Annotated in this window: 9 protein-coding genes; 3 read left to right on the top strand and 6 right to left on the bottom strand. The window is 72.3% G+C overall.

The genetic code is table 11. From position 1 onward, the window contains the following. Positions 1-36 precede the first annotated feature (36 nt). The 3 genes from ACF09E_RS15770 to ACF09E_RS15780 form a co-directional block, all read right to left on the bottom strand. Positions 37-375: a P-II family nitrogen regulator gene (locus ACF09E_RS15770; RefSeq protein WP_015036464.1), complete on the bottom strand. Its 339-nt coding sequence runs from the start codon at positions 373-375 to the stop codon at positions 37-39. After that, positions 372-1,721, bottom strand: coding sequence for an ammonium transporter (locus tag ACF09E_RS15775; protein ID WP_392205723.1), 1,350 nt, complete (start codon positions 1,719-1,721; stop codon positions 372-374). Before ACF09E_RS15775 ends, ACF09E_RS15770 begins: the two co-directional genes overlap by 4 nt. Positions 1,722-2,154: 433 nt before the next feature. Next, entirely contained in the window at positions 2,155-3,630 is a 1,476-nt protein-coding gene (locus ACF09E_RS15780; RefSeq protein WP_392205724.1) for a hypothetical protein, read from the bottom strand. 425 nt (positions 3,631-4,055) lie between these two features. Between ACF09E_RS15780 and ACF09E_RS15785 the strand changes: the two genes are divergently transcribed. Then, complete coding sequence (locus ACF09E_RS15785; protein WP_392205725.1) at positions 4,056-4,709, top strand: bifunctional DNA primase/polymerase; 654 nt, start codon at positions 4,056-4,058, stop codon at positions 4,707-4,709. 112 nt (positions 4,710-4,821) lie between these two features. Here ACF09E_RS15785 and ftsY read toward each other — a convergent pair whose 3' ends face one another. Beyond that, complete coding sequence (gene ftsY / locus ACF09E_RS15790) at positions 4,822-6,045, bottom strand: signal recognition particle-docking protein FtsY (protein ID WP_392205726.1); 1,224 nt, start codon at positions 6,043-6,045, stop codon at positions 4,822-4,824. A gap of 86 nt (positions 6,046-6,131) precedes the next feature. On the opposite strand from ftsY, the gene ACF09E_RS15795 reads away from it, so the two are divergent. After that, positions 6,132-7,598: a cytosine permease gene (locus tag ACF09E_RS15795; RefSeq protein ID WP_392205727.1), complete on the top strand. Its 1,467-nt coding sequence runs from the start codon at positions 6,132-6,134 to the stop codon at positions 7,596-7,598. Between the two features lie 58 nt (positions 7,599-7,656). Beyond that, the gene (locus ACF09E_RS15800; protein ID WP_392205728.1) at positions 7,657-8,628 is read left to right on the top strand and encodes an LLM class flavin-dependent oxidoreductase; all 972 of its coding nucleotides are present in this window, start codon (positions 7,657-7,659) and stop codon (positions 8,626-8,628) included. 105 nt (positions 8,629-8,733) lie between these two features. On the opposite strand, the gene ACF09E_RS15805 is transcribed toward ACF09E_RS15800, so the two are convergent. Beyond that, the gene (locus ACF09E_RS15805; protein WP_392205729.1) at positions 8,734-10,167 is read right to left on the bottom strand and encodes a sugar porter family MFS transporter; all 1,434 of its coding nucleotides are present in this window, start codon (positions 10,165-10,167) and stop codon (positions 8,734-8,736) included. A gap of 190 nt (positions 10,168-10,357) precedes the next feature. Beyond that, positions 10,358-13,945: a chromosome segregation protein SMC gene (gene smc, locus ACF09E_RS15810; protein WP_392205730.1), complete on the bottom strand. Its 3,588-nt coding sequence runs from the start codon at positions 13,943-13,945 to the stop codon at positions 10,358-10,360. Positions 13,946-14,039 lie beyond the last annotated feature (94 nt).

Consider the following 14,039-nt stretch of genomic DNA (forward strand, 5'->3'; position numbering starts at 1 on the left):
CTCCTTCGTGTGCGTACGGTGCGTCCGGACCGCTGCTTACAGGGCGTCCGGGCCGCGTTCGCCGGTGCGGACGCGTACGGCGGTCTCCACCGGCACGCTCCACACCTTGCCGTCTCCGATCTTGCCGGTTCGGGCGGCCTTCACGACGACGTCGATGAGCTGTTCGGCGTCCTCGTCCTCGACGAGGACCTCGATGCGGATCTTGGGGACCAGGTCGACGGTGTACTCGGCGCCCCGGTAGACCTCGGTGTGGCCGCGCTGGCGGCCGTAGCCGCTGGCCTCGGTGACCGTGAGGCCGTGGACGCCGAACGCCTGCAGGGCCTCCTTGATCTCGTCGAGCCGGTGCGGCTTCACGACCGCGGTGATGAGCTTCATGCGTCCACCTTCTTGTTCTCCGTGACGGCCGGGGCGGGGGCGGCGGCGGTGGAGCGCGAGGACGCGCCGCCGCCGGCTCCGCTGAAGTCGTACGCGGTCTCGGCGTGCTCGACCTGGTCGATGCCGGAGACCTCGTCGTCCTCGCTGACCCTCATGCCCATCGTCTTGTCGATGATCAGCGCGAGGACCGCGGAGGCGATCAGAGAGTAGGCGAGGACGGCGACGACGCCCACGGCCTGCTTGCCCAGCTGCTCCAGGCCGCCGCCGTAGAAGAGGCCCTTGGCGTCGGACTGGACGCCGCCGGTGGCGAAGAGGCCGACGAGCAGCGAGCCGAGGACACCGCCGACGAGGTGGACGCCGATGACGTCGAGGGAGTCGTCGTAGCCGAACCGGTACTTGAGGCCGACGGCCATGGCGCAGAGGAGGCCGGCGATGGCGCCGACGGCGATCGCGCCGAGCGGGCTGACCGCGCCGCCGGCCGGGGTGATGGCGACGAGGCCGGCGACGGCGCCGGAGGCGGCGCCCAGGGTGGTGAAGGAGCCGTGGCGGATCTTCTCGTAGGCCAGCCAGGCGAGCATGGCGGCGGCGGTGGCGACCTGGGTGTTGACGAACATCACCGCTCCGACGCCGTCGTCGTTGCCGAGCCAGGATCCGGCGTTGAAGCCGAACCAGCCGAACCAGAGGAGACCGGCGCCGAGCATGACCAGCGGGAGGCTGTGCGGGCGCATCGGGTCCTTCTTGAAGCCGACGCGCTTGCCGATGACGAGGATGACGCCGAGGGCCGCGGCGCCGGCGTTGATGTGGACGGCGGTGCCGCCGGCGAAGTCGATGACGCCCATCTCGAAGAGCCAGCCGCCGGAGCCCCAGACCCAGTGGGCGACGGGGAAGTAGACGACGGTGACCCAGAGGGCGATGAAGAGGGCCCAGGCGGTGAACTTGACGCGGTCTGCGAGGGCGCCGCTGATCAGGGCCGGGGTGAGGATCGCGAACATCAGCTGGAAGACGGCGAAGACGTACACCGGGATGGTGTAGCCGTCCCAGAGCTCGGTGACGCCGATGCCGCTGAGGCCGACGTAGTCGGAGGACCAGCCGATGATCGAGCCCGAGTCGGTGCCGAAGGCGAGGCTGAAGCCGTAGAGGACCCAGAGGATCGTGACGATCCCGAGGCTGATGAAGCTCATCATCAGCATGTTGAGGGTGGACTTGACGCGGACCATGCCTCCGTAGAAGAAGGCGAGCGCCGGGGTCATCAGCATGACCAGGGCGGAGCAGATGAGCATGAACCCGGTGTTGGCGGCGGACAGCTCGGGGGCGTCTGCTGCCAGGGTCGTGATGGCTGGTGCCATCGGCGTCTCCTCGTCGTCGAATGCGGCCTGTGCGGGGGCGGGGCCGGCGGGCGGCTGCGGCCGTGAGGGGTGGCCGGTTATGCGCCAGAGATTCGCGCAGGGCCGTTTCCGCCGATGCCGCTCGATGTTTCGGAGCGGTGACGAAGGGGTGGGGCGTGTTACGCGACCGTGAACGGCTCCGTGGCGGCGGGACGGCGCCCGTACCCTCCGCACGGGGTGACGGGCCCGGGCACGGGTCGGCGCACGGCCCGGGCACGGGGTGGCGCGGGGTCCGGGGACACGGGAACGGGGGTCCGGACGGGGCCCGGGGGTCCGGGGACGCGGGACCGGCCGCGCCGGCGTCCGTGTGACCTTGCGGCGGGGGAGCCGAGTCGGGCAGTACGGGACGGCCGGCGCGGCCGGAGTACGGGGCGGCGCCGGGGCGCCGGACGGGTCAGACCGCTTCGGCGGCCTCGGGGAGCAGCTGGGTGAGCCGGTCGGTGAGGTGGACGACCTCGGCGACGTCGCTGAAGTTGCGGGCGGCGTGGTCGACGGTCTTGCGGAGCCGGGTGTTGACCCGCTCGGAGCGGATGCTGCGGGCGACTCCGAGGGCCTTCTCGGCGAGGACGACGGACTGCTCGGGCTCGCGCTTGAGGAGGTGGACGGTGGCCATGCCGATGAGGTTCAGGGCGTAGGACCGCTGGTGGTCGGCGTCCTTCTCGAAGAGCTCGACGGCCCGCTCCATGACGGGCTCGGCGAGGGAGGCGTAGGTCGGGGAGCGTCCGGCGACGTAGGCGAGGTCGCGGTAGGAGTGGGAGTTCTCGCCGTTGAGCTCGGCCTCGGAGAAGAAGCCGATCCAGTCGGGCTCGGGCTCGCCGTCGAGGCCGACGTCGGCGAAGGTGTCCTCGGCCATCCGGACGGCCCGCTTGCACTTCGAGGGCTGGCCCATGTTGGCGTAGGCGCGGGCCTCCATCGCATACAGCATGGCCTGGGTGCGGGCGGTGGCGCAGTCCCGACTGCCGTACTGGGCGAGGTGGATGAGTTCGAGGGCGTCGTCGGGCCGGCCCAGGTGGATCATCTGGCGGCTCATCGAGGACAGGATGTACGAGCCGAGGGGCTTGTCGCCGGCTTCCTTGGCCGCGTGCAGGGCGAGCACGAAGTACTTCTGGGCGGTGGGCTGGAGGCCCACGTCGTAGCTCATCCAGCCGGCGAGTTCGGCGAGTTCGGCGGCGCAGGTGAAGAGGCGCTTGGCGGTGGCGGCCGGCTGCGGTTCCTGGAGAAGGTCGGTGACCTCGTGGAGCTGGCCGACGACGGCCTTGCGGCGCAGTCCGCCGCCGCACTGGGCGTCCCACTTGCGGAACATGGCCGTAGTGGATTCGAGGAGGTCGAGTTCGATCTCGGAGAGCCGGTTGGGGCGGCGGGCGTCGGAGAGCGCGTCGGGGCGTTCGAGGTCGCCCGCGGGGGTGGGGACGAGCCAGCGCTGCATCGGCTCGATGAGGGCGGGGCCGGCGGCGAGCGACAGGGAGGAGCCGAGGAAGCCGCGGCGGGCGAGCATGAGGTCGCTGCGGGAGAAATCGCCGAGCAGGGCGACCGTCTGCGGTCCGGCCCAGGGCAGGTCGACGCCGGAGACGGAGGGCGACTGGTGGGCGGTGCGCAGGCCGAGGTCCTCGACGGCGACGACGGAGCCGAAGCGCTCGGAGAACAGCTCCGACAGGATGCGCGGAATGGGCTCGCGCGGCTGCTCGCCGTCGAGCCAGCGGCGGACCCGCGAGGTGTCGGTGGAGATGTGGTGCGCACCCATCTGGCGTGCCCGGCGGTTGACCTGGCGCGCGAGTTCGCCCTTCGACCAGCCGCTGCGCACGAACCACGAACCCAGCTGCTCGTTCGGGCGCTTCCCGGCAGTCGTACCCTCTGCGCCGTTGCCGCCCACGGGAACGCCCCCATTCACCTGATCGCCTGTCACCTGAACCCCTACCAGAATGCCGCGTCTCGCGGCACCCGTCCGGCGTTCGCACTCCTTCGAACTGGAAACCGGGTTGCCTCCGGCATACCCGCGGGTGCAGACGACCGCGCGGTTCGAGTACCGAAAGTAATCCTACGATCACCCCTCCACGAGGGCGATTCAAGAAACGCCACCATTCGCCACCCCTTCGAATGAACTCGCCGCCCATGGAACGCGATTCACTTGACATGCGACGAACCCGAGTCGGCGGACGGAAGCGCGGAGAGGCGCGCGCACCGGTCCGCACCACCCCGTACACGACAGTGCGCCACCCCCGGCGACGGACCGTGACACAGGGTGACGACTATGCTTCGGGTCGTAACCACCGGCGCGCTCGACCCGTTGGAGGGGACATGGGTTTCACGATCGGCGGCATTCGTGAGATGCGGTCCGGCGCTCGTCGCCGCGTTCGCGCCACGGAGTGCACAGCGGTGGCCGAGTACACAGGACTGTGGGGCTGGGACGTGGTGCCCGGGGCGCGGGCGGTCTCCGGCCAGTGCTCCTGCGGGGATCCGTCGTGTACGGCCCCGGGAGCGCACCCCCTCTCCTTCGCCGAACCGGTCCCGGCGGGCGCCGGACTCGACGACGCGACCAAGGCGTGGTCGGAGCACCCCGGCGCGGCGATGCTCCTCCCGGTGGGGCGGGCCTTCGACGTGATCGAGGTCGCCGAGGCCGCGGGCCGCCGGGCGCTCGTCCGGCTCGAACGCATGGGCCTGCCGCTCGGCCCGGTGTGCGCGACGCCGACCGGCCGGGCGCGGTTCTTCGTGGCCCCCGGGGCGGCGGCGGAGCTTCCGCAGCTGCTCTACCGGATGGGCTGGGACGACGCCGATCTGGATCTGCACTGCCTGGGCCCCGGCGCCCATGTCACCGCTCCCCCGTCGGACCTCGGCGGCCTCGGGCCGGTGCGCTGGCTGCGTCCCCCGACGCTGGACACGGCGGGCGCGCCGCCGCAGGCGCGGCTGCTGCTCGGCACCCTGGCGTACATCTGCCACCGCACCCACTTCTGAGCGGTCCGGCGGCACCGGCCGCCGGACCCCGGGCCGCGCCGGACCCGTACCGACACGAGGGCCCCCCGCCACGAACCGGCGGGGGGCCCTCACGCGTGCGCGCGGCCGGCGGTCAGTCGCCGATCAGGGCGTCCACGAAGGCGCCCGGCTCGAAGGGCGCCAGGTCGTCCGGGCCCTCGCCCAGGCCGATCAGCTTGACCGGGACGCCCAGCTCGCGCTGGACGGCCACGACGATGCCGCCCTTGGCGGTGCCGTCGAGCTTGGTGAGCACGATGCCGGTGATGTCGACGACCTCGGCGAAGACGCGGGCCTGGATCAGACCGTTCTGGCCGGTGGTGGCGTCCAGGACGAGCAGGACCTCGTCGAGCGGGCCGTGCTTCTCGACGACCCGCTTGACCTTGCCGAGCTCGTCCATGAGGCCGGTCTTGGTGTGGAGCCGGCCGGCGGTGTCGATGAGGACGACGTCGGCGCCCTCGGCGATGCCCTCCTTGACCGCGTCGAAGGCGATCGACGCCGGGTCGCCGCCCTCCGGGCCCCGGACGGTCCGGGCGCCCACGCGCTCGCCCCAGGTCTGGAGCTGGTCCGCGGCGGCGGCGCGGAAGGTGTCGGCCGCGCCGAGGACGACGGACTTGCCGTCGGCGACGAGGACACGGGCCAGCTTGCCCGTGGTCGTGGTCTTCCCGGTGCCGTTGACGCCGACGACCATGACGACGCCGGGCACGTCCGAGGGGCTCTCGGTGTGCACGGTCCGGTCGAGGTCGGCGCCGAGCAGGACGACGAGCTCCTCGCGGAGCAGGGTGCGCAGTTCCTCCGGGGTGCGGGTGCCGAGCACCCGGACCCGCTCGCGGAGCCGCTCGACGAGCTCCTGGGTGGGGGCGACGCCGACGTCGGCCGTGAGAAGGGTCTCCTCGATCTCCTCCCAGGTGTCCTCGTCGAGGTGCTCGCGCGACAGGAGCGTGAGCAGCCCCTTGCCGAGCGAGGTCTGCGAGCGGGCGAGCCGGGCCCGCAGCCGCACGAGACGGCCCGCGGTGGGCTCCGGGACCTCGATCTCGGGGGCCTCGGGCGGGGCGACGACGGGGTCCTCGACGGCGGCGGGCGTCTCGACGGCCTCCTCGGCCGGGAGCCGGACCTCCTCGACCGTGCGGCGTGGTTCCTCCCGCGGTGTCTCCGCCTCCTCGCCGACGTGCGGCTCGGCGGGCGGAGCGGTGACGGTCGGCGTGGTGGACGGCGGCTCGGCCGGCGGCAGCTGCTTCTTCTTGCGACCGCTGATCACGAGCCCGCTCGTCACGGCGACCGCGACGACCAGAGCGATGACTACAGCAAGGATGAGTTCCATAACCCGACCAGTATCGGCCACGAAGGGACCGGAGAAAGAGCACGTACGCTGGGTGGGTTCCCCCCACATCTGTACGGAGTACCCCCATGCCCCACGACGCCTCCGAAGCCGCAGGCGCGACGCACGACGGCGCTTTGGAGACCCGCGGTCTCGAACCCGTCCCCGACGACGAGCGGACCGGGCGGGTCCGCGAGCTCTTCCCGACCTGGGTCGCGGCCAACATCAGTGTGCTGCTGCTCACGATGGGCGCCGGCCTGATCGTCTTCAACGGCCTCAACTTCTGGCAGGTCCTGGCCGTGGCGGTCGCCGCGCCGGTCCTCTCGTACGGGATCGTCGGGCTGATCTCGATCGCCGGCAAGCGGGGCGGCGCCCCCGGGATGGCGCTGTCCCGGGCGGTGTTCGGTCAGCGCGGAAACCTTTTTCCCGGTGCGCTGATCTGGGTGGCCCGGTGGGGCTGGGAGACCATCAACGCGGTCACCGGCGCCTACGCGGTGCTGACCGTGCTCGACCTGCTCTTCGGTGTGAGGTCGAACACCGTCCTCATCGTGGTGACGCTGCTGCTCTTCGTCACCTGCACGTTCCTCGTCTCGGGCCTCGGCATCAACGCGCTCCGGGTGTGCAGCAAGTGGTCCACGTACCTCTTCGGGGCCTTCTCGGTGCTCGTCCTGGTCTACCTGGCGGCGAACACGGACTGGTCGGCGGTCTTCGCCAAGCCGGCCGGCTCCACGGCCATGATGATCGCGGGCATCGGCACGATCGCGGCGGGCGGCATCAGCTGGGTCCCCTCGGGACCCGACTTCACCCGCTACCTGCCCCGCACGGCCTCGTCGGGGGCGATGGTCGGCTCCACGGTCGGCGGCGCGGGGATCGTGGTGCTGCCGATGGTCCTGATGGGCGCGGTCATGGCGGTGTCGACCCCCGACCTGGCCTCCGCGCAGGACCCGGTCTCCTTCATAGGCGAGCTGCTGCCGATGTGGATCTCGGTGCCGTACCTGGTGATCGCCCTGATCGGGATGCTCCTGATCAACTCGATGTCGATGTACTCGGCCGGGTTCACCGCCCAGACGCTGGGCATCAAGGTCTCGCGCGCGGCGGCGGTCAGCGTCAACGCGGTGATCAGCCTGGTCTTCGGCTTCCTGCTCATGGTGGTGGCGACCAGCTTCATCGGCTCGTTCATCTCCTTCCTGACGCTGCTCGCGGTGGCGTTCTCGGCCTGGATCGGCGTCTTCGGCGTGGACATGCTGCGGCGCCGGTCGTACGACGCGACGGCGCTCATGGACACCACCCGCACCAGCGCGTACTGGTACCGGGGCGGTTTCGCCTGGCAGGCGATGACGGCCTGGGCGGTCGCGCTCCTCGCGGGTCTCCTCTTCACGAAGGTCGACTGGTTCGCCGGCCCGCTCGCCTCCTCCTGGATCGGTGAGAACGGCCTGGGCTGGGCGGCGACGATCGTGGTGGCGGGCCTGCTGTACGCCGTGCTGCCGCGGACGCAGTCCGCCGGGTCCGCGACGCCCGCGGAGCCCGCCGGGACGCGCGAGACCGTTTCCATCTGACGCAACGTCAGATAACGTCCCCCTTCGCCGGCATCCCACCAGCGGAGGGAGACTTCCCATGCCGTTCACCGTCGTACGGTTCAACCTCGTCGATCCCCGCGCGACCCCCGAGTCCCTCTCCGCCCGCTACCGCGCCGCCGTCGAGATGGCCGCGTTCGCCGACGCCCACGGGGTCGACACCGTGCAGACCGAGGAGCACCACGGGGTCGCGAACAACTGGCTGCCCTCCCCCTTCGCCTTCGCGGGAGCGGTCTTCGGCGCCACGCGGCGGATCGCCGTGACGGTCTCCGCGATCATCGGCCCGCTGCACGACCCGCTGCGGCTCGCCGAGGACATCGCCGTCCTCGACCTGCTGAGCGGCGGGCGCCTGGTGACGGTGGCGGGCATCGGCTACCGCCCGGAGGAGTACGAGGAGCGGGGCGTCGACTGGGGGCGGCGCGGGAAGCTGCAGGACCTGCTCCTGGAGACGCTGCTCACGGCCTGGACCGGGGAGCCGTTCACGTACGGGGGCCGTACGGTACGGGTCACCCCGCGGCCCTTCACCCAGCCGCATCCGCTGCTGCTGGTCGGGGGGTCCTCCCGGGCGGCGGCCCGGCGGGCGGCCCGGCTCGGACTGCCGTTCTTCCCCAGCGCGCACCTCCCGGAGCTGGAGGCGTACTACCGGGAGCGGTGCGCGGAGTACGGCACGGAGGGCTGGACGATGATGCCGGCCGAGGTGACGCCGCTGCTGCACCTGTCGGAGGACCCGGACCGGACCTGGGCCGTCCACGGGGAGCACTTCCTGCACGAGGCCCGGACGTACGCCTCCTGGCAGTCGAAGGACATCCGCTCGGCGGTGCGGTCGACGGCGACGACGGTGGCGGAGCTGCGCGCCGAGGGGGTCTACCGGGTCGTGACCCCGGACGAGTGCCTGGCGCTCGATCCGGAGAGCCTCGTGCTGCATCCGCTGTGCGGCGGGATGCCGCTGGAGGAGGGGTGGCGGAGCGTCCGGCTGTTCTGCGACGCCGTGGTGCCGCGGCTCGCGGGATGACGGCTCGGACGGTGCGGCGCCCCCGGGACGCGCGTACTGCCCCGGTCCCGGGCGTGGGGCCGGGGACCGGGGCAGTTCCGTGGGTGAGGAGAGGGGCAGCGGGGATCAGCCCATCTCCTCCAACGCCTTGCCCTTGGTCTCCTTGACGTACCGGAGCACGAAGGGGATCGAGAGCACGGCGAAGACCGTGTAGATGACGTAGGTGCCGGACAGGTTCCAGTCCGCGAGGGACGGGAAGCTGGCCGTGATGGCCCAGTTGGCGATCCACTGGGCGGAGGCGGCGACGCCGAGGGCGGCGGCGCGGATCCGGTTGGGGAACATCTCGCCGAGGAAGACCCAGACCACCACGCCCCACGAGAGGGCGAAGAAGAGCACGAAGACGTGTGCGGCGACGAGCGCCACGACGCCCTGGGTCTCGGGCAGCTTGCCGTCGACGAGGTCGGCCGAGAAGGCCCAGGCCTCGAAGGCGAGGGCGATCGCCATGCCGATGGAGCCGACGAGGGCGAGCGGCTTGCGGCCGACCCGGTCGACGAGGACCATCGCGATCACGGTGCCGATGATGTTGATGATCGACGTGGTGAACGAGTAGAAGAACGAGCTCGACGGGTCGATGCCGACGGACTGCCAGAGCGTCGCCGAGTAGTAGAACGCGACGTTGATGCCGACGAGCTGCTGGAAGACCGAGAGTCCGATGCCGACCCAGACGATGGGCAAGAGCCGGAAGCGGGAGCCGGCGGCGAGCAGGTCCTTGAAGGTGGACTTGTGTTCGCTGCGCATGGCCCGGTCGATCTCGGCGACGCGCGCGTCGAGGTCGACGCCCTTGCCCTCGACCTCGGCGAGGACCTCCTTGGCCCGCTCGTTGCGCCCGACCGAGATGAGGAAGCGGGGGGACTCGGGGATGGCGAAGGAGAGCATGCCGTAGAGGACGGCGGGCACGACCATGACGCCGAGCATCCACTGCCAGGCCTCCAGGCCGCCGATCTCGCCGCGCTGGTCGCCGTCGGCGAGCTGGAGGATGCCGTAGTTCACCAGCTGGGAGACGGCGATGCCGATGACGATGGCGGCCTGCTGGAAGGAGCCGAGGCGGCCGCGGTAGGCGGCGGGGGCGACCTCGGCGATGTACGCCGGGCCGATGACGGAGGCCATGCCGATGGCGAAGCCGCCGATGATCCGCCAGAGGGCGAGGTCCCAGAGGGCGAAGGGCAGCGCGGAGCCGACGGCGCTGACGGCGAAGAGCACCGCGGAGATCTGCATGCAGCGGATGCGGCCGATGCGGTCGGCGATCCGGCCGGCCGTGGCGGCGCCGATCGCGCAGCCGATCAGGGCGATGGCGATGACCTGGGCGAGGGTGCCGGAGCCGATGTCGTAGCGGTCGCGGATCGCCTCGACGGCGCCGTTGATGACGGAGCTGTCGTAGCCGAAGAGGAATCCGCCCATCGCCGCGGAGGCGGTGATGAAGATGACGTGGCCGAGGTGGTCCGGATGTGCGGTGCGGCCGCCGGAAGGCGGCGGCGTGGGCGCCTGCGCGGTATTGGACACATGGACTCCTCGATGGGGGGAAGCCCTTCCAGTGGCGCACAACTTCACGCCGCCCACCACGTGAAGGTTAAAGCAACGTTGCAGAGACTATGCCTTCAAGTTTCTAAGTCAATAGCCCATGTCATGTGACTTAATAAGCATCACGAGGTGACTTGAGTTCAAGACTTGAAGTAATGAGTCCTGCCCGGACTCAGCGCAGACGCTGACTGATCACCTTCGAGACGCCGTCCCCCTGCATGGACACCCCGTACAGCGCGTCCGCGACCTCCATGGTCCGCTTCTGGTGGGTGATCACGATCAGCTGCGAGGACTCCTGGAGTTCCCGCATGATCCGGATCAGCCGCTGGAGGTTGGTGTCGTCGAGCGCCGCCTCGACCTCGTCCATCACGTAGAACGGGCTGGGCCGGGCCTTGAAGATCGAGACCAGCAGCGCGACGGCGGTCAGCGAGCGCTCGCCGCCGGAGAGCAGCGAGAGCCGCTTCACCTTCTTGCCGGGCGGTCGGGCCTCCACCTCGACGCCGGTGGTGAGCATGTCGTCGGGGTCGGTGAGGACGAGCCGCCCCTCCCCTCCCGGGAAGAGCCGCGAGAAGACGCCCTCGAACTCCCGGGCCGTGTCCCGGTAGGCCTCGGTGAAGACCTGCTCGACCCGCAGGTCGACCTCCTTCACGACCTGAAGCAGATCGGCCCGGGTCTTCCTCAGGTCCTCCAGCTGCTCGGAGAGGAAGCGGTGCCGCTCCTCCAGGGCGGCGAACTCCTCCAGGGCCAGCGGGTTGACCTTGCCGAGCTGGTGGTACGCCCGTTCGGCCGCCTTGAGGCGCTTCTCCTGCTCCGAACGGATGAAGGGGCGCCCCGCGTCGTCCGCCGACGGGCCCTCCCCCGTCTCCCCGGTGTCGGCTCCCTCGGGGCCCTCGGCGCCCGGCGACGGGGGCACCGGCTGGTCCGGTCCGTACTCGGCGACCAGCGCGGTCGCCTCCACCCCGAACTCCTCCAGGGCCCTGGACTCCAGCTGCTCGATCCGCAGCCGCTTCTCGGCGCCGAGGACCTCGCCCCGGTGCACGGAGTCGGTCAGCTTGTCGAGTTCGGCCTTGAGGTCGCGGCCCCGGGCCCGGGCGGTCGTCAGGCCCTCCTCGCGGTCGGCCCGCGCCGCCTGCGCCACCACCCGCTCCTGCTCGGCGCGGCCGAGGGACACCTCGACATGGGCCAGCAGGCTCCGGGCCCCGGCGGCGACGGCTCCGGCGACCCGCTCCTCGTGGCGCAGCCGGGCCCGGCGCTGCTCGGCGCGCGCGCGTGCCTCCCGTTCGGCGCGGGCGGCCCGGTCGAGCGAGTCGGCCCGGCCGGCGAGCCCCCTGACCCGCTCCTCGTGGGTGCGGACCTGGAGGCGGGCCTCCATCTCGGTCTGGCGCGCGTTGGACCCGTCGATCGCCAGCCGGTCGCGGACGGCGGTGTCGGGCTCCTCGTCGCCGTCCTCCCCGAAGGCGGCGGCCTCCTGGGCCACGAGCAGCCGCTCGGCGAGTTCCTCCGCCTCGGCGGTCGCCTTCTCCAGGGCCTCCTGGGCGCGGGCGGCGGCGGCCGCGGTCCGCTCGGCCTCGCCGGCCGCTCCCCTGGCCTGGCCCGCGAGCCGGCCGAGCTGCTGGGCGACCGCGGACTTCTCCCGTTCGGCGGTACGGCGCCGGGTGTCGCGTTCCTCGACGAGGGCGGCGGCGGTACGGCGCCGCTCCTCGGCCTCGCCGCGGGCGGCCGCCGTCTCCTCGCAGCGCACGGCCAGTTCGCCGAGCTCGGCGGCGGCCTCGGCGACCGAGGCCTGCACTTCGAGGAGGCTGGGCGCGCCAGCGGAGCCGCCCTGGGCGAAGTGCGCCCCGAGCAGGTCGCCCTCCAGGGTGACGGCGGTCGCCGCGGGCCGGGACCTGACCAGCTCGGCGGCCTGGTCGAGGTCGTCGACGACGACGATCCCGGCGAGCAACCGGCGTACCGCTGCCATGAGTTCGTCCGGGCCCCGGACGAGGTCGGCGGCCCACGGGTGGCCTCCGGGGGCGTCTCCGGTCTCTGCCGGGCGCTCGGGTTCGGGGGCTCCGGTCAGCAGCAGCGAGGCGCGGCCCGCGTCCTGCTTGCGCAGCAGGCGCAGGGCCTCGGCGGCGGCGGAGGGGCCCGTGGCGGCGACCGCGTCGGCCGCCGCGCCGAGGGCGGCGGCGACGGGGACCTCGTATCCGGGGGTGACGGCGAGCAGTTCGGCCGCGGGGCCGAGGAGGCCGCTGAGTCCGGCGGTCAGCAGGGTGCCGGTGCCGTCCTTGCGGCGCAGTCCGAGGGCGAGGGTGTCGTGCCGGGCCTGGGTCGCGGCGCGGCCGCGTTCGGCGGTGGCGGCGGCTTCGCGGGCGGCGCCGAGCGCGGTCTCCGCCTCGGCGAGGGCGCGGCGGGCGGCCTCGTGGCGCTCGCCGTGCTCGGTGCCCTCGGCGTCGAGGCCGTCGACCTCGGCCTTGAGCTGCTCGTACTCCTCCTGGGCGGCGGCCGCCCGCTCCCCCGCCTCGTCGCGGGCGGCGGCGAGGCGGTCGATCTCGGCCTGGGCGGAGGCGGCGCGCGAGCGCGCGGCGTTGACCTGGCCGTGGAGGCGGGCGAGGCCCTCGCGCCGGTCGGCGAGGGCGCGGGCCAGGTCCTTGAGGCGGCGTTCCTCGGAGGCCAGCGCCTGTTCGAGCTCGGCGCGGTGGGTGACGGTGTCCTCCAGGGCGCGTTCGGCCGCCTCCAGGGAGGCCTCCAGCTCGGCCTCCTGCTCGCGGACGCGGGCGGCCTCGCGCTCCAGGTCCTCCGGGTCACGGCCGCGGCGCTCCTCGACGGGTGCGGCGGTGGCGCTCTTCACGCGCGCGTCGGCCAGGGAGACGGTGCCGCGGACGCGCTCGGCGAGCTGGGAGAGGGCGTACCAGTTCTGCTGGGCGCGTTCGAGGCGGGGCACGAGCGCGCGTGCCTCGGCGTCCAGGGCGGCCTCGCGGGCGAGCGCGGCCCGCAGTTCGCCCTCGGTGGCCTCCTTGCGGGCGAGCAGGGCCGCCTCGTCGGCGACCTCGGCGGTGAGGGCCTGCTGGAGCCGGACGAGGTCGTCGGCGAGGAGACGGAGCCGGGCGTCGCGCAGGTCGGCCTGGATGACGACGGCGCGGCGGGCGACGGCGGCCTGCCGGCCGAGGGGCTTGAGCTGGCGGCGCAGTTCGTCGGTGAGGTCCTGCACGCGCGCGAGGTTGGCCTGCATCGCGTCGAGCTTGCGCAGCGCCTTCTCCTTGCGCTTGCGGTGCTTGAGGACGCCCGCGGCCTCCTCGATGAAGGCGCGGCGGCCCATCGGGTCGGCGTGCAGCACCGAGTCGAGCTGGCCCTGGCCGACGATGACGTGCATCTCGCGTCCGATGCCGGAGTCGGAGAGCAGGTCCTGGAAGTCGAGCAGCCGGCAGGTGTCGCCGTTGATCTGGTACTCGCTGCTGCCGCCGCGGAACATGATGCGGGTGAGCGTGACCTCGGCGTAGTCGATGGGCAGCGCGCCGTCGGAGTTGTCGATGGTGAGGGACACCTCGGCACGGCCGAGCGGCGGGCGCCCGGTCGTGCCGGCGAAGATGACGTCCTCCATCTTGCCGCCGCGCAGCGACTTGGCGCCCTGCTCGCCCATGACCCAGGACAGGGCGTCCACGACGTTGGACTTGCCCGATCCGTTGGGGCCCACGACGCAGGTGATTCCCGGTTCGAACCGCAGCGTGGTGGCCGAGGCGAACGACTTGAATCCGCGGAGGGTCAGGGCCTTGAGGTGCACGCCCGGACTCTACCGGGGCCCGCGCGTTTCACCCGCGAAGGTGCAGGGCAGATCCTCGGGTGAGAAGGGGGGTACGGGAGGGGAACGGCGGGTG

The organism is Streptomyces sp. NPDC014891 (assembly GCF_043081085.1).
Classification (GTDB): Bacteria; Actinomycetota; Actinomycetes; order Streptomycetales; family Streptomycetaceae; genus Streptomyces.